Here is a 19,242-nt window from a genome sequence, read left to right on the forward strand (position 1 = left end):
TTGGCTAAGGCGGATGTGCGTGAACAACTCAAACAGATTTCGATTCCTGTATTGATTATTACAGGTCAACAAGACCCTGTGACCACTGTGGCAGATGGTCAGTTTATGCAAGCCGCGATTGCGGGTAGTCAACTTGTTGAGATTAATACTTCGCACATTTCGAATGTTGAACAACCACAGGCATTTAACCAAGCTGTCGCTGAATTTATTCAGGCTTAAGTTCAGAACAACTCAAGACTAAACTCAGGAACATCACCTGTCACGGGTGACTCATCTTGACGCTTTGCCAGATTGCTCCACCAGTCTGGCTTTTTTTATGCCCTAGACTTCAATCATTTATTCAGTAAATTTTAAGAAATAAAACCTAATCTCAGCGTAGTTAAATATTAGAACTCATCGTATGCGCTACACATCTATCATTCAGCAATGGAAAAAAACAACGTTAAGCCTAGCACTATTCAATTTAGTACTCTCAGTATGGGTTGGCATTGGTTTAAATATTGCTTTCTACAAACAACTTACTTCACTCACACCTTATCAAGGTTACCCAGCAATTCTTTTTTTAATAGGTTCATCTGTCTTAATCACAGCCGCTTATTTTTTTATTTTCAATCTTATTCATTGGAGATTGAACGTAAAGATATTTGCAAGTATCTGGATTGTATTAGGCGGTATGTCTGCATATTTTGTAAGTAGTTTAGGCATTATTATTAATGCTGATCAGATTCAAAATATGATGCAAACCAATACGATGGTAGCACTTGATCTGATAAATATAAGATTATTTATTTGGGTTGTATTTTTTATTTTAGCGCCTCTTTTTTTTATTTATTGGGTGAATATCAAAAAATCAACGTTTTCTCATACCCTTTGCAGGAAAATGTTACACAGTGCAATCAGTTTAGTTTTAGTGTTAGGTTGCGTTTATTTATATTATGTTGACTATGCAGCTATTTTTAGAGAAAACAGAGAGTTGAAAGGGATGATCAGTCCTCAAAATGTCGTTGCAGCGTCCTTCAGTTATTATAAACATCTTCAACCCCCCAAAAATACGACTATTCACCCCTACGGACGTGATGCACACCAATTTATTCAAACGGCGACCCATCAAACTCCAAAACTGATGGTTTTAGTGATAGGAGAAACAGCACGTGCAGAAAGTTTTCAGTTGAATGGATATGATCGAGCTACAAATCCAGAATTAAGCAAATTAAATATAATCAATTTTCGTAACGTCAGTTCCTGTGGTACTGCAACGGCGGTATCCGTACCTTGTTTATTTTCTGGTATGACTCGACAAGCATATACAGAAGAAGTCGCAAGACAACGGGAGAACTTACTCGATATTATTCAACGTGCGGGCTACAAAGTAACGTGGATCAATAACAATTCAGGATGCAAAGAGGTTTGTAATCGGGTTGAGCGTTATGAAATTCCCGAATCTATTCATAAGCAATGGTGCGATTCTAAGGGTGAATGTAAAGATGAAATATTGATTGATAGCCTTAATGCCTATATTCAAGCCATTCCCAAAAATGATAAAACGCCAAGACTTATCGTACTCCATCAAATGGGAAGTCACGGCCCAGCTTACTATAAACGGTCCACTCATCAATACACACCCTTTCAGCCGACTTGTAACACCAGCGCAATTCAGGGATGTAGTCAACAAGCTCTGATCAATACTTATGATAATTCAATTGTATATACAGACCATATTCTCGCTTCGACAATCAATTTATTAAACAAACAAACTCAATTTCAATCCGCTTTATGGTATTTATCAGATCATGGTGAATCCACGGGTGAACATGGAATGTATTTACACGGCGCGCCTTATCAAATTGCACCATCACAACAAACTCATGTTCCGATGATCATGTGGTTTTCAACAGCATGGCGAAAACATGAAGCGTCAACTGTACGATGCATTGAATCTCAGAAAAATGATGTACTTAGCCAAGACAATCTCTTTCACACCATGCTAAGTTTATTGAATATTCATACTAGAACATTACAACCCGCATTAGACCTCAGCCAACAATGCAAACCTCAATTATAGAACAGAGCCTAATATGAATAAAATCCTGATGATTGAAGATGACTTTATGATTGCAGAGTCATCTCAAAAGTTGCTCCAATATCAATCATTTGAAGTAGTCTGGGTCAATAATGGCATCAATGGCTTCAAACAATTAAATCAACAAGCATTTGATTTAGTGCTGCTCGATCTTGGATTACCTATGATGGATGGCATGCAAGTACTCAAACATCTTCGCTCACTATTTCCTTCAATTCCTGTACTCATTATTTCAGCAAGAGATCAACTTCAGCACCGTATCGATGGATTAAATCAAGGCGCTGATGATTATCTAGTAAAACCATACGAGTTTGAGGAGTTATTAGCGCGTATTCACGCCATACTCAGACGTGCATCTCAACAAAATACACCCCAGATAAAACAAATTTTAGAATTTGGCGGACTCAGGTTAGATCTTGAACAACATATCGCGAGTTTTGAAAATCAGACGGTTGAGTTTTCAAACCGTGAGTGGGCTTTATTAATTCCACTCTTAACTTATCCAAATAAGATTTTTTCGAAGTCTAATCTTGAAGAAAAACTGTATGATATTGAAAATGAAATCAGCAGTAATACCATTGAAGTCTATATTCATCGCATACGCTCAAAATTAGGTAAAAATTTTATTCGTAATGTGCGAGGATTAGGTTATCGGCTAGGTCAGCCTACACCATAAAACAAGAATTGATACATGACGCAACCCTACTCTTTACAAAAGCAACTTGTTGTATTTACATCAATTTTTAGTGTGGTAATGGGATGTATATTGGTTTTTTCAGCCTATAGAACAGCTTTAGAAGAAACAAATGAAATACTTGATGCTCAGCTGAAAAATCTGGCAGAGCGCGTTGCAAAATTTAATCCAGATCCTATAAAGAGTAAATTTTCACATTTAAAACAGTACCATGAAGAAGATTTATTTGTAGATGTTTGGGCCTATGACCAACAATCACATTTACACGAAAAGTTTAAACAGTTGGTTGAGCCAGTTGCTAAGTCAGGTTTTTATCATCACACTAATCATTATGGTAAATGGCATACCTATGTGATTCCATTGAAAACTGTTCAAGTCCAAGTGAGCCAACAAGACTCTGTTCGACAAGCTTTAGCCATAGAGCTCGCAATCAACATGTTTTTACCTTATTTAATCATTATGCCTTTCGCGATTTATGGCTTAGGTTTTATAATTAGAAGAAATTTTGCTCCATTTGAGCAATTTAAATCCGAATTAAGTACACGTAAACCAAATGAGCTGACCGTAATTGACCCTCAACAGTACCCTATTGAGCTAGTACCCAGCATTCAAGCGATCAATCAATTATTTCAAAGGATCTCTGATGCCCAACAAGAACAAAAACAATTTATTGCAGACGCCGCTCACGAATTAAGAACACCAATTACAGCATTAAATCTTCAAACTAAAATTTTACTCAAAGAGCTCCCCCATCACGAATCGTTAATCAAAATGAATAATGGTTTACATCGAACTCAGCATTTGGTCGGACAGCTTTTAAATCTCGCTCAACAAGATTCATTGAATGCCAGTAACGAGAAAAAAATGAGTATTCGGTTAGATGAACGTGCTTATCAATCTATTGAACAATTGATTCATTTAGCCTTAGCCAAAGAAATCGATTTAGGTATGGAACGTTATGAACACGTTCAAATTATAAATTACTCATCTGCTATAGATTCAATATTAACCAACTTAATAGAGAATGCGATTAAATACACGCCTCCCAATGGCATCATTAATGTTTCGACATTTCAAGAGAATGATATAGCTATCATTCAAGTCGAAGATAGTGGCCCAGGAATTTCAGCAGATCTCTATGAACGTATTAAAAAAAGATTTTATCGAGTCGAGCAACATCAAGAAATTGGTAGTGGCTTAGGTTTATCAATTGTTGAAAAAGCGGTAGAACGTATGGGGGGCAATCTTATCTTTGATCGCAGCCCTCAATTAGGTGGTTTATTGGTGAGAGTGGAAATTAAACTACATTAATTGCTTAGGCTAATTTAGCCTTATCTTTTAGACTAAATATTACGACATTGAACATCCAAATCAACCAACCTGTCCAAAGATTATGACTAAAAAAATGTGCACCTCTAAGCATTTGCGTCCATCCCATAAACATTCCCAAGAGAATTGCACTCAATAAGTAAAATTGAGCTAATTGTGTTTTTTTGTTCCTGAACACAAAATACCCACTCAATAATGCAAAACCTGCAGAAGCATGACCTCCAGGAAAACAATGCCCAACTTTACTACTGAGACTCCAGACAATTGTCATTCCCTGAGGTTGAGCTGCATCCCATGGGCACATCAAGTTCGACTGTGATTTGAACAACGCTATTAAAATAATTGAAATTAAAGCAATTGCAAAAATTGTGATGTAATTTTTAGAGGTTTCCAAACGTTGATTTCTCGATTTGGGATGAGCAACCATGACTGCATATATCAGCATACTGCAGTACATCGCGATTAGCACATATTTAACCCATTCATGCCCGACTACACTTGGCCAAAATGCATCTTTTAAATAGAACACTCCTTTTGAATTTAAGCCTAATTGAATCAATTTCATGTCGACTGCACCATGTACTGGAAATAGATTGACCAAAATGAAATAGCTCAAGATTAAGGCGATACATTGCTTGCGATAGAAAAAACTCATACGAATACATCGAATAAAAATGTATTTAAATCAATCAGGCTTAAAATTTTCTGAACGATTTGACATCAAATAGACTTTTATACTGCATAACGATATGCTTAAACCAACCTGAGTTGGGTTTTAAAAATAAAAAAGTGTTAAGGATAACCACGATGCAAACTCAAGAATTACTTATTCCGAATGGCAACTATCAAATCCAAGCGGATTTTTATATGCCAGTGCCGATCACAAAAGATTCTAGTATCATCATTATGGCTCATGGCTTAGGTGGAGAAAAAAGCTGTGGCTTAAACTCTTTCGCTGAAGCTTATGCAGAATTGGGATATAACGTATGCGTATTTGATCATTCTGGTTTTGGATTAAGCAGTGGTCCTGTTCAGCATCTTGTTGATAAAAATAGTCAACTTCAGGATTGGAACGTCGTTATCGACTATATTCAAACCCGATTCTACATCCCGAAAAAAAATATCATTTTATGGGGGTATTCATTCAGTGGTGCGCATGTTCTAACATTAGCAAGTGAACACACCTTTAAAGCAGTGATCTCTAATTTTCCACACGTTGATGGTTTAGCGAGCTTGACACTGTATCCGAAAAAATATTTATTGCCTGCAACCATGATTGCATTACAAGATTTAGCCCTAGCAAAAATAGGTAGAGTCAAAACCATGCCTGTAGTTGCAAAAGATCGGTTTGCCATTTTGGCCGGTGAAGATTGCTACGATGCATATTATCGACTGATCCCAGACGGGATGCATTGGAAAAATGCTGTACCAGCTCGAATCGTTGCAACCATTGGTTTATACCGACCAACGATGATCGTTCATAAAATTCAATGCCCTGTTTTTGTGTCAGGTGCGGAACTAGATTCACTTATTCCTGTCAAAGCAACACGTAAACTCGCACAAAAACTAAAACAAGGTGAATATCGTGAGTTCGTCTGCGGTCACTTCGATCTATTTCATTCGCCAGTTTTTGATCAACTCATCGCAGCGCATCAACATTTTTTGGAAAAACTAAAATAAACTTTCAAAGTTGGTAGTTATATCCCTTACTGCTTAAGTAAAATTCACTGATGAAATGGCATTCTTTTAGAATGTCATCAGTGACTTGTTGATGCTGATAGTAGCTGTGTTTCATTAATGCAAAAACCATTTCAACCAAATACACCGCTTCCTCATTTCTATTCAATTTCAGCGGATGTACTTTCTGCTCAAATACCGCTTGTAAATCATGAGCAATCTTCTCAATGACGATTTCCTGTAAATTAAAACCATCAACATGTACTGGCCCACCCAAAATCAAAATACTTGCAGCAGGATTTGAATTGTAGAACTCTGCCACCTTAGAAATTAGATCAAAACAAATATCACGTGTTGACCAAGTTTGATAGCACTCATTTTTAAACAAAACATAGGCCTGAAGTTCATCTAAATAACGTTTCACCAATATGCTGAACAAATGATTAACTGTTGGAAAGTATTGATAAATCGTAATCTTAGGAAGATCTGACTGTGCTGCAATTTCGGGAATAGTACAGTGATTGATGCCTTGTTCTTCTAATATTTTCTTTGTTGTTTCTAGTACAAGTTCTAACCTTGCTTTACTTCTTTTTTGTACAGGAAGCTTAATTTCATCAAAAAGCATTTAAACAAATCCCCTGTCTTGCTGTTTAAAAATAAATCGATTATAGTCATAAAACCAACTATAGTTGGTTATGAATAAAAAGAACATCATTCAAGGATATGAATATGAACACAGTCTGTATCATTGGTGCAGGTCCGTCAGGAATTACGGCTGCTAAAAATTGTCAACAAAATGGTATTGCATACGATATCTTCGAGAAAAATGACAAAGTCGGTGGGAATTGGGTGTTTAATTCTAAAACTGGTCATTCTTCAGTCTATGAGAATACACACATTATTAGCTCGCGTACAATGTCTGAATATGAAGATTATCCAATGCCAGACAGTTACCCTGATTATCCACGACATGATCATCTACAGCAGTATTTTGAAAATTATGCCAAACATTTTGGTGTATATGACAAGATTAAATTTCATCACACTATTCACCATATTCATAAAAATGAAAATAAAAAATGGGTGGTGGATTACACCGATGATCAAGGTAAAGAACAACAGAAAATATATGACTTTTTAATGGTTGCAAATGGTCATCACTGGAAACCGAAATACCCTGAGTATGAAGGTGAATTTACTGGCAAGTGGATGCATTCACATGATTTTAAAGGTGTAAATGACGACTGGCGTGGAAAGAAAATTTTAGTCATTGGTGCAGGTAATTCAGGCTGTGATGTTGCCGTAGAATCAGCACGTGTCTCAAAAGATGTGTATATATCGATGCGCAGCCCACAATGGTTTGTTCCAAAATTTATGTTTGGACATCCCGCAGACATACTCGTCAAATCAATGGAAAAACTTCCGCCCAAAATGCGCCAAAAAATTCTGACCAAATTGGTAAAAGCATTCAGTGGAAATTACGCAGATTTTGGCTTGCCTGTAAATGACAAACCGATGCTGACACAACATCCAACGGCGAACTCTGACTTCATTGACTATGTGCGTCACGGTAAAATCAAACCAAAACCAGCGATCAAGCGTCTCAATGGTAAAATTGTAGAATTCGTCGATGGTACTCAACAAGAGTTTGATATTATTTGTTGTTGTACTGGTTTCTGGACCGTCTTCCCTTTCTTCGATAAAGATTTTATAGATTTCCAACATGCTGAAAAATTACCGCTTTACCGTAAAATGATGCATGCAGAACATGACAATCTTTATTTCATTGGTTTATTCCAGCCACTAGGTTGTATTTGGCCAATTTCAGATCATCAAGCCAATTTGGCATGTCAGGAAATCTTAGGAAAATATAAACGTCCTGCTGATATGAAAAAAGCGATTCAGCATGAGTTAGATCATCCACATTACAACTTTGAAGGCGGTCAACGTCATGCAGCAGAGGTTGACTATAATGACTTCCGCGCTGAACTCGTGTCAGACCTTAAAACTGCTGGTGTCATCATTCCAGAGCGTAAACCTTTGGTTTCAATCCGTAAATTAGTTGGTTCTTTACTGACTGCATAATTTAGTGTATTTCTAGGTCATCAGTGAGTGTTACGTTAATCGTGAGCACTCACCTTACATAAATATAATCAACTCAAAATAAAAACTTAAATGATCAATAGCAGGAGCTTTGCATGCACGGACGTATGATGTTTCAACCTTTATTAATCAGCAGTTTACTAGAACATGCTGCTGAATTTCATAAAGACACCCTGATCGTTTCAAAAAACACCGATGGCTCACTTTACGAAACCAATTGGGGCGATGTATCGGATAATGCTAAACGTGGTGCAAAGGCATTAAATGAACTTAAACTCATTCACGGCGATTGTATTGCAACATTAGCTTGGAACAATCATCGTCATTTAGAGGCTTGGTATGCTATTTCTGGTAGTGGTTTAATCTGTCACACCATTAACCCAAGATTATTTCCAGAACAACTGATTTTCATTATTAATGATGCACAAGATAAAGCGATTATTTTTGATAAAACATTCCTGCCTTTGATTACAGGAATAAAAGCACATATTCCCCTTGTGCAACATTTCATTTGCTTAGATGCACCTGATGAAAAGATTCGTCAAGCCTTACCCGAAGTCTTGTTCTACGATGACTTAATTGCGGGTCAAACTGCAGAATATACATGGCCTGAATTTGATGAAACCACTGCTAGTTCACTATGTTATACCTCTGGAACAACAGGCAATCCTAAAGGTGCTCTCTATTCTCATCGCTCAACTGTTCTTCACAGTTTAGCGGCCAGCTTACCTGACTCACTCAATCTGTCAGCCAAAGACATTATTTTACCTGTAGTTCCGATGTTTCACGTTCATGCATGGGGAACACCTTATGCCGCAGCGATGGTAGGTGCTTCAATTATATTACCAGGGCCGGGTCTTGATGGTGAGAGTCTAGTTAAACTCATTGATCAATATGAAGTGACTGTTGCACTTGGTGTTCCTACCATTTGGCAAAGCTTGTTGGTCGCTGCAAAAGCAATGAACAGTTCACTGACCTCTTTAAAACGTAATGTCATTGGTGGCTCGGCTTGCCCACCAAGCATGTTAGCCACATTCCGTGATGGATATGATTGTGAAACCATTCATGCATGGGGGATGACTGAAGCTAGTCCACTTGGCACTGCTAATCAATTCAAAGCTAAACATCACCAACTTTCTCAGGATCAACAAGCAAAACTACGTCTTTCCCAAGGTCGCCCGCCGTTTGGAGTCAGGATTCGTTTAGTGTCTGAAGAAAGAGGAACCGATCTTGTTCCACATGATGGTGAGACTATTGGTAATTTACAAATCAAAGGACATTGGATTGTTGACAAATACTTTGGTCAGTCCGACTCACCATTGACCAGCGATGGATGGTTTGATACTGGAGATATTGCGTCTATAGATGCTGATGGTTATCTGCATATTAGTGATCGTGCCAAAGACTTGATTAAATCTGGTGGAGAATGGATATCTTCAGTAGAGCTTGAAAATATCGCAATGGGTCACCCAGAAATTGCGATGGCTGCGGTCATCGCAGCACAACATCCAAAGTGGGATGAAAGACCTGTCTTAATCGCTGTTAAACATCCTGATAGCCAAATCACTGAACAACAACTCATTGATTACTATGCTGATAAAATTGCTAGATGGCAAACTCCAGATAAAGTGATTTTTGTCGATTCCATACCGCTTAGTGGCACTGGAAAAATGCTAAAAAGAAAACTTCGCGAAGAATATGGACATGTATTAATGTGAGTTCAGGTTAATTTCTCAACTCACTCATACTAACTAAATAAAGCTGTAACTGTACATCAGTTACAGCTTTATATTTGAGCCATTACGAATAATTAAATTAGCAGTGTCACGACCTGACAGATATGCACCATGCACAGTGCCTGCATAATCGGTATGACAATGTTCACCTGCAAAATATACTTGCGCTGGATGCTCTTTTTTAAAGATCTCTACATCATCTTTAGTATGTCCGACTTTTGGAAAACTAAATGAACCTAAACTAAACGGATCACTCCCCCAGCGGGTAATTATGATGTTCTGAATTTCATTGGAGTGCATGCAAATCTTCAATATTTTCTTGATATATTCATGCACCTGTTGCTCCGTTGCTTGATCAACCCATTCTGACTTTGTACCTCCAACGAGAAGTAGATAAGTCGGTTTATTATATAAACGACTAAAATCTAAAATACTATACAGCTCACGCTCATCCCAAAAAAATGCCGTATTGTATTTAAGTGCATTCCCATTAAATTCTAGAGCTTTTGAAAATTGTATAAATATTTTATTGAAAGATCCAAAACCCAGCTTTTGAATCGATCGGACTAATCCACTAGGCAAAGGCGGCTCAAACTTAATTTTATCTTGCTTTAAAATACCGAGTGGAACTGTCACCACAACTTGAGAACCTATGTAAAGCTGTCCACATGCTGTTTTTATCTGCACTTGATGAGAGTCATGATCGATTTCAACAATATCTGCATTCGTATGAATCTCTAAATCAGTAGCCAGAACTTTAACAATCTGTTCATAACCTTTTGGAAATATCACTTCATCGCCTGAGAAGTAGCCTTCAAAATCCATAAAATTATGGGCTAATTGCACTAAATCAGTCGCAAAAGGATCATTGGCAAGCCTTGAGTAATACTGATTAATTTTTTGTGTGATGACGTCTCGATCAAAATAATGAAGTTGAAAACGTATCGTTCCTAAAACATTCTCAAGTTGCTCAAAAGCTGAGATATCCTGCTCTATTGATGTATTTTGAAAAACCTTCTGAACATCACGAAGGCATTTTTCAAATTCTAAGCTCTCTTGTTCGGTAAATAGCTGACCATTGGCATGAAAATAATCCACTTGATCATAATTAAAAACTTGAGTACTTATCCGATTGGACTCTGCAATTTTCCATATCGGATTATTATCAATACCATGTATCCATGATGCACCAAGGTCAAAACAATGACCATCAATGTTTTGTGTATGTATTCTCCCACCTATACGATCACGTGCTTCTAAAACAACAACATTAAATCCTGCTGATTTTAAATGCTGAGCACAACTTAATCCTGCAACACCAGCGCCGATAATATAAATAGGATGATTAAAGTCGTTCATTCATTTTTTTATTAGAAAAAATTCGCTTAAAGATATCGCGTTCAAAACTGTGAAAATAGTCGTGTGATGTAATAAATTTAAAATGATTGGTAACTTAAGAAGAGTTAAAAATTGTTTTAATCGAATAAATCACAAAAAAACGGCCATGAAGACCGTTTTTTTAGAATGCTTTGACTTTCTCATTAATCTGCTGATATATCTTCGAATAAAATTGAAGATAAATAGCGCTCTCCAGCATCAGGTAAAATCACCACTATAGTTTTACCTGCATTTTCAGGACGTTGAGCAAGTTCATGAGCGGCCGCTAATGCTGCACCACTTGAAATACCCACAAAAATCCCTTCTTTGATTGCAGATTGACGAGCAAAATCAATTGCTGTTTGATTTTCAACCGCGATAACTTCATCCACCAAATCTAAATCTAGGTTTTTAGGAATAAAGTTTGCACCAATGCCTTGGATTTTATGTGGTCCCGGAGTAAGTGTTTCGCCACGCTTCGCTTGTCCAATAATTGGTGAGTCTGCTGGTTCAACCGCAACTGAGTAAAGGGCTTGATTTTTAACTTTCTCAAAATAACGCGAAATACCAGAGATCGTACCTCCCGTACCTACACCAGCCACTAAAATATCAACCTTACCACCCGTTGCTTCAAAAATTTCAGGTCCAGTTGTAGTTTCATGAATGGCAGGATTTGCTGGGTTTTCAAATTGCTGAGGTAAATAATAAAGCTCTGGGTTCTCAGCAACTAAACGTTCTGCTTCTTGAACAGCACCATTCATACCTTTAGCTGGATCGGTTAATACTAAATGAGCACCCAATGCTTTGAGTACTTTACGGCGCTCGATACTCATACTTGCAGGCATAGTCAGTGTGATGTCATAACCTTTAGCAGCAGCAACAAAAGCTAGCGCAATCCCTGTATTACCACTCGTCGGTTCAACAATATGCATGCCTGCTTTAAGCACACCACGTTGTTCTGCATCTGCAATCAAAGCAGCACCAACACGGCATTTTACTGAAAATGCTGGGTTACGTGCTTCGACTTTGGCAAGAACTGTAGCCCCACCCTGTATTACACGATTAATGCGAATGAGCGGTGTATTACCAATCGCTTCAGCGTTATTACTGTATACCGCGATTCCACGATTAGAAGTTTGTGGAAATTGAGTCTCTGTGGTCATGAACAATCCTTATATTCATAAAACAATACTTTTATCATAATCCTTTTTCATTTTAGATATATAACCATTTGTACGATTTTCATATAAGATAAAATGAATAGGTTATTCTAAATATGAAATTATCACTTTACTGCTTTTAATCCATAAAAATTAGACATTTGACAAAAAGTTCTTAAATTTTGATAACCAGCCTGAAGGTATAGATTCTTAATCTCTTTCACCGTCATTAAATTAAAGTCATCATGTATTCTTTCCAACATGACCTGACTTTGTTTTTCACTTAATCCTATTTTTGTCACCAAATTTTTTAATACTAACTGATCATTTGGTTCTTCGAATTGCATCAGATCGAAACTCAGAACCACACCATCTTGTTTCAAAGCATGGTAAATATCACCTAAAAAACTCTTTTTGTATGCATGTGAAACAAAATGAAAAACCAAAATACTCAATACTGCATCAAAATTTTCAGAATATTTCTGGAGCACCGTCGTGTCACCTTGCAGAATTATGACTCGGTGCATTTGCTGCTTAAACTGAACGATCTGTTTTGTTTTTTCAAGCATCGCTGCCGATGGATCAAACACAACAAACTCTGCCTTTGGAAAATGATCTAATAAATAATTCAGTTCAAATCCAGTTCCGCACCCGACAATGGCAATTTTAGCCTCTTCTTTGAGATGAGTTTCAAGCAGCGCTAATATATGTAGATGCATCAGTTCATATCCTGGTATGAGCTGCCTGATATGTTCATCATAGTTTTCTACGATTTTTGGGTGATCAAAATTCTTTGCCATATCGCTCTTCGACTATTTTTAAAATTAAGCCGAACTTAGTGAACTAAGTTCGGCTTTGTTGTTTTTCTAGCTTGAAGTTAAAAATATTACTCAATGACGATTAAGCACTCTCATCAAAAATATTGAGTTGCTCACGCATATATTCTTGGAGTTTAAACTTCTGAGCCTTACCAGAAGCAGTCATTGGGAACTCTTTAAGAAAATGTACATATCGTGGCACTTTATTATGTGAGATATTGGCTTTGCAGTAATCTTTGATCACTTGTTCAGAACATTCATGTCCTTCATGCAAAATAATACAAGCACATAACTCTTCGCCATATTTCGGGTCAGGAAGTCCAATCACTTGGACATCGCTAACAGCAGGATGTTTATATAAGAAGTCTTCAATCTCTTTAGGGAATAAATTCTCACCTCCCCGAATCACAACATCTTTAATGCGACCTTTGATTTTGATAAAGCCTTCATCATCCATTTCAGCGATATCACCGGTATGCATCCATTTTGCGACATCTACGACTTCTCGTGTTTTTTCTTCTTCATCCCAATAGCCCAGCATGACTGAGTATCCTCGTACACACAACTCTCCGAGTTTGCCACGAGGCACTACTTTACCGTGTTCATCGACTATTTTAATTTCGATATGTGGATGAACTCGACCAACAGTGCTCACTCGTTGTTCTAGCGAATCTGTGATCGAACTTTGTGCACTTACTGGCGCTGTTTCAGTCATGCCATAACAAATCGTGATATCTCGCATATGCATACGCTCAATGACGCGCTTCATGATTTCTTTTGGACATGGACTGCCAGCCATAATGCCAGTACGCAATGTAGTCAAATCAAATTCGTCAAATTGCTCATGATCAAGCATGGCAATAAACATGGTAGGCACACCATATGCCGCGGTACATTTCTCTTGTTCAATCGCTTTAAGACTATCAAGAGGATTAAATACAGCTGATGGATAGATCATGGTTGATCCATGTGTAATACAGGCGAGATTACCCATCACCATACCAAAGCAATGAAATAACGGTACAGAAATACAAACTCGATCTTGAGAAGTCAGTTTGATTGCCTCTCCCACAAAATACCCGTTATTCAGAATATTATTGTGTGTCAGCATGGTCCCTTTGGGGCTACCTGTCGTTCCGGAGGTAAACTGGATATTGATGGTTTCATCGAATTGAAGACCAGATGCTATCTCATTAAGTTGATCTAACTGCTCTGAAGTCGGTTCAGCCAATAAATCACTAAAGCGATAAAACCCAGTATGTTTTTGATCATCTATTTTGATCAAATACTTTAAATGCGGCAATTTTTCAGCATTTAAAACGCCATTGGTCGTATGCAAAATTTCTGGTGCAATTTGCGTCAAAATTTCTTGATAATTGGTCGTCTTAAAGGTCGATGCAATGATCAATCCTTTGCAAGATACTCGATTGAGTACGTATTCTAGCTCGTAGCTTTTATACGCAGGATTTAAGTTGACCAAAATAATTCCAGCCTTGAAGGCTGCAAATTGTGCGATCGTCCATTCCACACAATTAGGGGACCAAATCGCTAGACGATCTCCCTTTTCTAAACCGATTTTTAATAAACTACATGCAAAAGCATTTACTTTCTCTTGTAACTGCTGATAGGTCAAACGTACATTTTGATGCACACTGACCACAGCATCCTGATCGGCATATTGTAGGCATGCTTGATCAAATTTATGGCCTATGGTCATACCCAATAAGGGTTGCTCACTGGTGCCATAGGCATAACTGAGTCGTAATTGCGTCATTGAATCATACTCCTTGATTCTATTTTCTTATATCAATCCAATATTTCGTTATTAATTACGCGATTACTCGTTTAAACATGACATCCTTTTGTGTGAATTAAATTAATTTTCCTCCTTTGCCTTAACTGCATTGACACAAAAGTCTGCAATTTGCTTAACGAAATAACCTTTATAACCGTCATCAAACATCACATTACGCGATGGATTTAAAGGTTCAATCACAACGAATGTCATCGCACCAACCACGCATAATGCAGCTGTATTTAAATCTTCAAATTCGAACACACCATTGACCTTTCCTTCGGCAAGAATCTCCTTAATGGATTGTTTTATCAGTTGCTTACTTCTAAAACGTTCATGCTCAATCGTTGGGTCTACGGGCTCAAACATGAGTGAATATGCAAGTTGAGGGCTATTCAGAGCACGTTTTACGAAAGCAGTGACGGCCTTTGTCAACTTCTCAGTCGAAGTCCAATCATTTTTTGCAATCTGATTCAGAATATCGACCTCACCTTTGATGGCCTGTGAAAGCACTTCAATCAAAATCTGATTTTTGTTCTCAAAATAGCGATAGACCAAACCACTCGAGACACCAGATTTATCTGCAATCGCTTGCACTTGTGCATCTTTAAAACCACCACCCGCAATAAGTTCGCGCGCGGATTGCAATATCGATTGACGATTTTGCTCCATACGCTCTTGCATCAAAGTGGATCTTTTATAACTCATAATTGTTCACCCAATCAACTAAAATGAATTATAAATCATTTTCTGAATCTATATTCACTTTTTTAAAAAATAACTGTATTGTATTTCTCAAGCAAGGACAAAATGCTTCACTGGAAATAAAAATTAAATTTTAGGATGAATGAAAATGAATTTACAGAGTATCGACTTTGGACTAGACGAAACACTAATCGCTTTACGTGATTCTGTAGCTGCATTCTGTGCAAAGGAAATCGCACCTATTGCTCAACAAGTTGATCAAGACAACTTATTTCCAGCTCACTTATGGAAAAAATTTGGTGATATGGGGTTACTTGGACTTACCGTGAGTGAAGAATACGGTGGTGTCAATCTGGGTTATTTGGCTCATATCATTGTCATGCAGGAAATTTCACGAGCATCTGCTTCCATTGGACTTTCATACGGGGCACATTCAAATCTTTGTGTGAATCAAATTAACCGTAATGGTAGCGAAGAACAAAAACAAAAATATCTTCCTAAATTAATTTCTGGCGAATATGTCGGTGCTTTGGCAATGTCTGAACCAAATGCGGGTTCAGATGTCGTTAGTATGAAATTACGTGCTGAAGAGCATGGTGATCACTTTGTACTTAATGGCTCAAAAATGTGGATTACCAATGGTGGAGATGCTGACGTGCTGGTGGTTTACGCCAAAACTGACATCAATGCTGGTGCCAAAGGCATGACTGCTTTCATTATTGAAAAAGGCATGGAAGGCTTTAGTCATGGGAGTCACTTAGACAAACTCGGAATGCGTGGTTCAAATACTTATCCCCTGTTCTTTGACAATGTCAAAGTGCCTAAAGAAAACGTGATGGGTGGTGTGGGTAACGGTACAAAAGTGCTCATGAGTGGATTGGATTACGAGCGTGCAGTTCTCAGTGGTGGACCACTAGGCATTATGGATGCATGTTTAGATGTGGTCATCCCATACATTCATGAACGTAAGCAATTCGGTCAATGTTTAGGTGAATTCCAACTCATGCAAGGCAAAATTGCGGATATGTATTCTACATGGTTGGCGAGCAAGGCTTTGGTTTATGCCGTGGGTGCAGCATGTGATAAAGTTGATCATGATCGTGGTTTACGTAAAGATGCAGCAAGTGCCATTCTCTACTCAGCTGAAAAAGCAACCTGGATGGCTGGTGAAGCAATTCAAACCCTTGGGGGCAATGGTTATATCAATGATTACAACACAGGTCGATTATGGCGTGATGCCAAACTTTATGAAATTGGTGCAGGAACTTCTGAAATTCGACGCATGTTAATTGGTCGTGAGTTATTCAACGAAACCAAATAATTCAAGTTAATACAAGGAAGTCATTGATGAACGAAATTAAAAGCAAAATCAATCCACGTAGTGAAGAGTTTAAAATCAATCAAGCTGCGATGCTTGAATTGGTCGAAGACTTAAAAAAACAAGCTCACACCATTGCCTTAGGCGGTGGAGAAAAAGCACGTCAGAAACATTTAGCACGTGGCAAATTATTACCGCGTGAGCGGATCGATCAACTCATTGATGCAGGAACTGCCTTTCTTGAAATTGGTCAACTCGCTGCTTATCAAGTTTATGCTGACGATGTTCCAGCTGCAGGTGTGGTTGCAGGTATTGGTCAAGTGCATGGTGTGACTTGCATGATCGTTGCCAATGATGCAACGGTTAAAGGGGGGACATATTATCCTTTAACTGTAAAAAAACATTTACGTGCGCAAGAAATTGCTGAACAAAATCATCTTCCTTGTATTTATATGGTCGACTCAGGCGGTGCATTTCTGCCAATGCAGGATGAAGTATTCCCTGATCGCGATCATTTTGGACGAATTTTTTACAACCAAGCACGCATGTCGAGTAAAGGTATTGCACAAATAGCCGTGGTTATGGGGAGTTGTACTGCGGGTGGCGCATATGTCCCTGCCATGTCCGATGAAACAATTATTGTCCGCAATCAAGGTACGATTTTCCTCGGTGGTCCACCTTTGGTAAAAGCTGCAACAGGTGAAGTGGTGACTGCTGAAGACCTTGGTGGTGGCGATGTTCATACCCGTTTATCTGGTGTCGCAGATCATCTTGCAGAAAGTGATGAACATGCTATTCAAATTGCACGCAATATTGTTCAAAACCTAAATATCGAACCGAAAGCATTTAAGACAGAAATTGAAGAACCACTTTATAGTGCTGAGGAACTCTATGGTGTCATTCCGAGTGACTCACGCAAGCCCTTTGACATCCGTGAAGTGATTGCACGTATCGTGGATGGTTCAAGACTTGATGAGTTTAAAGCTCGTTTTGGTACAACCTTAATTACAGGTTTTGCATCTATCTACGGCATGAAGGTCGGAATCATTGCCAATAACGGAATTTTATTTTCAGAGTCTGCACAGAAAGGCGCGCATTTCATCGAATTATGTACGCAACGCAATATTCCACTGCTCTTTATCCAAAACATCACAGGCTTCATGGTCGGTCGCCAATATGAAAATGAAGGTATTGCCAAAAATGGAGCCAAATTGGTCATGGCAGTAGCGACCGCAAATGTTCCTAAAATCACCTTGGTGGTCGGTGGTTCTTTTGGTGCAGGCAACTATGGAATGTGCGGTCGAGCATATTCTCCTCGCTTCTTATGGACTTGGCCGAATTCACGTATTTCCGTGATGGGCGGTGAACAAGCTGCTAGTGTTCTCTCCACGATTAAGCGTGATCAAATTGAGCAACGTGGTGAAACTTGGTCAGCTGAAGAAGAAGATCAATTCAAACAACCTTATCGTGATCAATTTGAAAAGCAAGGACACCCTTATTATGCATCTGCACGGTTGTGGGATGACGGTGTGATTGATCCAGCAGAATCACGTCATGTCTTAGGTCTGAGTTTGGCTGCTGCATTGAATGCACCAATTGAACCAACTCAGTTCGGCGTGTTCCGCATGTAAGGAGAAAATGACATGAGTTATGAATTTTTACAGCTTGAAATTGAACGCCAAGTTGCGACCGTATGGATTAATCGTGCTGAATTACACAATGCATTCAATACACAAGTGATAGAAGAGCTGAATCACTGTTTCACAACTTTAAATGCTAATGATGACGTTCGTGTTGTCGTTTTGGCAGGTCGTGGTAAAAGCTTTTCTGCAGGTGCGGACCTTAATTGGATGAAGCAAGCAGGTCAAGCATCAAAAGTGGAAAATGAAGAGGATGCTTTGAAACTTGCCAAAATGTTACAAAGTTTAGCCACGCTGAAACAACCGACTATTGCACGTGTCCATGGTATTGCATTTGGCGGCGGCATGGGGCTTGCTTCAGCATGCGATATTTGTGTGGCTTCCACTGATGCTAAGTTTGCCACTTCAGAAGTGAGATTAGGTTTAGCACCTTCAACGATTAGTCCATACGTGATCCGTGCCATCGGTGCTCGTCAAGCATCTCGATATTTTCTCACTGCTGAACGTATTTCTGCAGAACAAGCAAAGCATATTGGTCTCGTCCATGAAGTTTGTCAGCCAGAACAGTTGGATGCCACCGTATCGGAAATCATTGATGCAATTTTGCTTGGTGGTCCTGAAGCTCAAGCTGCATCAAAGTCTTTGATTCGTTTAGTTGATCATCAAGAAGTCACAGAAGATTTACTGATTCAAACCGCTCAACACATTGCGCACGTACGTCAAGGTGATGAAGCCAAAAATGGCTTAACTGCTTTTTTAAATAAACAAAGCCCAGCATGGATTCAAGCAACGGCAGAACAATAAAAAGGG

At 38.4% G+C, this 19,242-nt stretch carries 17 protein-coding genes; 10 read left to right on the top strand and 7 right to left on the bottom strand.

Features of this window, described 5'->3' with window-relative positions; genetic code table 11:
* The 4 genes from AC1M9D_RS08795 to AC1M9D_RS08810 form a co-directional block, all read left to right on the top strand.
* The coding region (locus AC1M9D_RS08795; protein ID WP_481611957.1) for an alpha/beta fold hydrolase at positions 1-219 on the top strand (219 nt) is incomplete at its 5' end.
* Between the two features lie 181 nt (positions 220-400).
* The gene (locus AC1M9D_RS08800) at positions 401-2,062 is read left to right on the top strand and encodes a phosphoethanolamine transferase (RefSeq protein WP_481611958.1); all 1,662 of its coding nucleotides are present in this window, start codon (positions 401-403) and stop codon (positions 2,060-2,062) included.
* A 13-nt stretch (positions 2,063-2,075) separates the two neighbouring features.
* Positions 2,076-2,756 (top strand): response regulator transcription factor, encoded by a 681-nt coding sequence (locus tag AC1M9D_RS08805; protein ID WP_481611959.1) that lies wholly within the window; start codon positions 2,076-2,078, stop codon positions 2,754-2,756.
* A gap of 15 nt (positions 2,757-2,771) precedes the next feature.
* Positions 2,772-4,085 carry an ATP-binding protein gene (locus tag AC1M9D_RS08810; RefSeq protein ID WP_481610357.1) on the top strand — a complete coding sequence of 438 codons (1,314 nt, stop codon included), beginning with the start codon at positions 2,772-2,774 and terminating at the stop codon, positions 4,083-4,085.
* 4 nt (positions 4,086-4,089) lie between these two features.
* Here the strand turns inward: AC1M9D_RS08810 and AC1M9D_RS08815 are convergent, their stop codons facing one another.
* A complete protein-coding gene (locus tag AC1M9D_RS08815) occupies positions 4,090-4,758 on the bottom strand; it encodes a phosphatase PAP2 family protein (RefSeq protein ID WP_481611960.1) in 669 nt (222 codons plus the stop codon).
* Between the two features lie 152 nt (positions 4,759-4,910).
* Between AC1M9D_RS08815 and AC1M9D_RS08820 the strand changes: the two genes are divergently transcribed.
* Positions 4,911-5,783: an alpha/beta hydrolase gene (locus AC1M9D_RS08820; protein ID WP_481611961.1), complete on the top strand. Its 873-nt coding sequence runs from the start codon at positions 4,911-4,913 to the stop codon at positions 5,781-5,783.
* A 4-nt stretch (positions 5,784-5,787) separates the two neighbouring features.
* Here the strand turns inward: AC1M9D_RS08820 and AC1M9D_RS08825 are convergent, their stop codons facing one another.
* Positions 5,788-6,405, bottom strand: coding sequence for a TetR/AcrR family transcriptional regulator (locus AC1M9D_RS08825; protein WP_481611962.1), 618 nt, complete (start codon positions 6,403-6,405; stop codon positions 5,788-5,790).
* 104 nt (positions 6,406-6,509) lie between these two features.
* Here AC1M9D_RS08825 and AC1M9D_RS08830 point away from each other — a divergent pair, with 104 nt between their 5' ends.
* Together AC1M9D_RS08830 and AC1M9D_RS08835 are read left to right on the top strand one after the other, a co-directional pair.
* A complete protein-coding gene (locus AC1M9D_RS08830; RefSeq protein ID WP_481611963.1) occupies positions 6,510-7,865 on the top strand; it encodes a flavin-containing monooxygenase in 1,356 nt (451 codons plus the stop codon).
* Positions 7,866-7,978: 113 nt separating this feature from the next.
* Complete coding sequence (locus AC1M9D_RS08835) at positions 7,979-9,601, top strand: long-chain-fatty-acid--CoA ligase (RefSeq protein WP_481611964.1); 1,623 nt, start codon at positions 7,979-7,981, stop codon at positions 9,599-9,601.
* 60 nt (positions 9,602-9,661) lie between these two features.
* On the opposite strand, the gene AC1M9D_RS08840 is transcribed toward AC1M9D_RS08835, so the two are convergent.
* The 5 genes from AC1M9D_RS08840 to AC1M9D_RS08860 form a co-directional block, all read right to left on the bottom strand.
* Positions 9,662-10,978 (bottom strand): flavin monoamine oxidase family protein, encoded by a 1,317-nt coding sequence (locus tag AC1M9D_RS08840; protein WP_481611965.1) that lies wholly within the window; start codon positions 10,976-10,978, stop codon positions 9,662-9,664.
* Between the two features lie 182 nt (positions 10,979-11,160).
* Positions 11,161-12,159: a cysteine synthase A gene (gene cysK / locus AC1M9D_RS08845; protein ID WP_481611966.1), complete on the bottom strand. Its 999-nt coding sequence runs from the start codon at positions 12,157-12,159 to the stop codon at positions 11,161-11,163.
* Between the two features lie 122 nt (positions 12,160-12,281).
* Positions 12,282-12,956 carry a class I SAM-dependent methyltransferase gene (locus AC1M9D_RS08850; protein WP_481592301.1) on the bottom strand — a complete coding sequence of 225 codons (675 nt, stop codon included), beginning with the start codon at positions 12,954-12,956 and terminating at the stop codon, positions 12,282-12,284.
* A 100-nt stretch (positions 12,957-13,056) separates the two neighbouring features.
* Positions 13,057-14,748, bottom strand: coding sequence for an AMP-binding protein (locus tag AC1M9D_RS08855; RefSeq protein ID WP_481611967.1), 1,692 nt, complete (start codon positions 14,746-14,748; stop codon positions 13,057-13,059).
* 102 nt (positions 14,749-14,850) lie between these two features.
* On the bottom strand, positions 14,851-15,477 hold the full coding sequence (locus tag AC1M9D_RS08860) for a TetR/AcrR family transcriptional regulator (RefSeq protein ID WP_481611968.1): 627 nt from the start codon (positions 15,475-15,477) through the stop codon (positions 14,851-14,853).
* 145 nt (positions 15,478-15,622) lie between these two features.
* On the opposite strand from AC1M9D_RS08860, the gene AC1M9D_RS08865 reads away from it, so the two are divergent.
* The 3 genes from AC1M9D_RS08865 to AC1M9D_RS08875 are packed head-to-tail and all read left to right on the top strand — an operon-like array spanning position 15,623 to position 19,236.
* Positions 15,623-16,795 (top strand): isovaleryl-CoA dehydrogenase, encoded by a 1,173-nt coding sequence (locus AC1M9D_RS08865; protein WP_481611969.1) that lies wholly within the window; start codon positions 15,623-15,625, stop codon positions 16,793-16,795.
* A 26-nt stretch (positions 16,796-16,821) separates the two neighbouring features.
* Positions 16,822-18,423, top strand: a complete 1,602-nt coding sequence (locus AC1M9D_RS08870) for a carboxyl transferase domain-containing protein (protein ID WP_481611970.1) — start codon at positions 16,822-16,824, stop codon at positions 18,421-18,423.
* 12 nt (positions 18,424-18,435) lie between these two features.
* On the top strand, positions 18,436-19,236 hold the full coding sequence (locus AC1M9D_RS08875; protein ID WP_481592297.1) for an enoyl-CoA hydratase/isomerase family protein: 801 nt from the start codon (positions 18,436-18,438) through the stop codon (positions 19,234-19,236).
* The last annotated feature ends 6 nt before the right edge of the window (positions 19,237-19,242 follow it).

Source organism: Acinetobacter sp. ANC_7682, from assembly GCF_056779795.1.

Bases quoted from the DNA above. Each gene is read 5' to 3' on its own strand.
- cysK (WP_481611966.1), bottom strand. From the start codon at position 12,159: ATGACCACAGAGACTCAATTTCCACAAACTTCTAATCGTGGAATCGCG.
- AC1M9D_RS08855 (WP_481611967.1), bottom strand. From the start codon at position 14,748: ATGACGCAATTACGACTCAGTTATGCCTATGGCACCAGTGAGCAACCC.
- AC1M9D_RS08810 (WP_481610357.1), top strand. From the start codon at position 2,772: ATGACGCAACCCTACTCTTTACAAAAGCAACTTGTTGTATTTACATCA.
- AC1M9D_RS08840 (WP_481611965.1), bottom strand. From the start codon at position 10,978: ATGAACGACTTTAATCATCCTATTTATATTATCGGCGCTGGTGTTGCA.
- AC1M9D_RS08820 (WP_481611961.1), top strand. From the start codon at position 4,911: ATGCAAACTCAAGAATTACTTATTCCGAATGGCAACTATCAAATCCAA.
- AC1M9D_RS08830 (WP_481611963.1), top strand. From the start codon at position 6,510: ATGAACACAGTCTGTATCATTGGTGCAGGTCCGTCAGGAATTACGGCT.
- AC1M9D_RS08860 (WP_481611968.1), bottom strand. From the start codon at position 15,477: ATGAGTTATAAAAGATCCACTTTGATGCAAGAGCGTATGGAGCAAAAT.
- AC1M9D_RS08835 (WP_481611964.1), top strand. From the start codon at position 7,979: ATGCACGGACGTATGATGTTTCAACCTTTATTAATCAGCAGTTTACTA.
- AC1M9D_RS08865 (WP_481611969.1), top strand. From the start codon at position 15,623: ATGAATTTACAGAGTATCGACTTTGGACTAGACGAAACACTAATCGCT.
- AC1M9D_RS08815 (WP_481611960.1), bottom strand. From the start codon at position 4,758: ATGAGTTTTTTCTATCGCAAGCAATGTATCGCCTTAATCTTGAGCTAT.
- AC1M9D_RS08800 (WP_481611958.1), top strand. From the start codon at position 401: ATGCGCTACACATCTATCATTCAGCAATGGAAAAAAACAACGTTAAGC.
- AC1M9D_RS08850 (WP_481592301.1), bottom strand. From the start codon at position 12,956: ATGGCAAAGAATTTTGATCACCCAAAAATCGTAGAAAACTATGATGAA.
- AC1M9D_RS08870 (WP_481611970.1), top strand. From the start codon at position 16,822: ATGAACGAAATTAAAAGCAAAATCAATCCACGTAGTGAAGAGTTTAAA.
- AC1M9D_RS08825 (WP_481611962.1), bottom strand. From the start codon at position 6,405: ATGCTTTTTGATGAAATTAAGCTTCCTGTACAAAAAAGAAGTAAAGCA.
- AC1M9D_RS08875 (WP_481592297.1), top strand. From the start codon at position 18,436: ATGAGTTATGAATTTTTACAGCTTGAAATTGAACGCCAAGTTGCGACC.
- AC1M9D_RS08805 (WP_481611959.1), top strand. From the start codon at position 2,076: ATGAATAAAATCCTGATGATTGAAGATGACTTTATGATTGCAGAGTCA.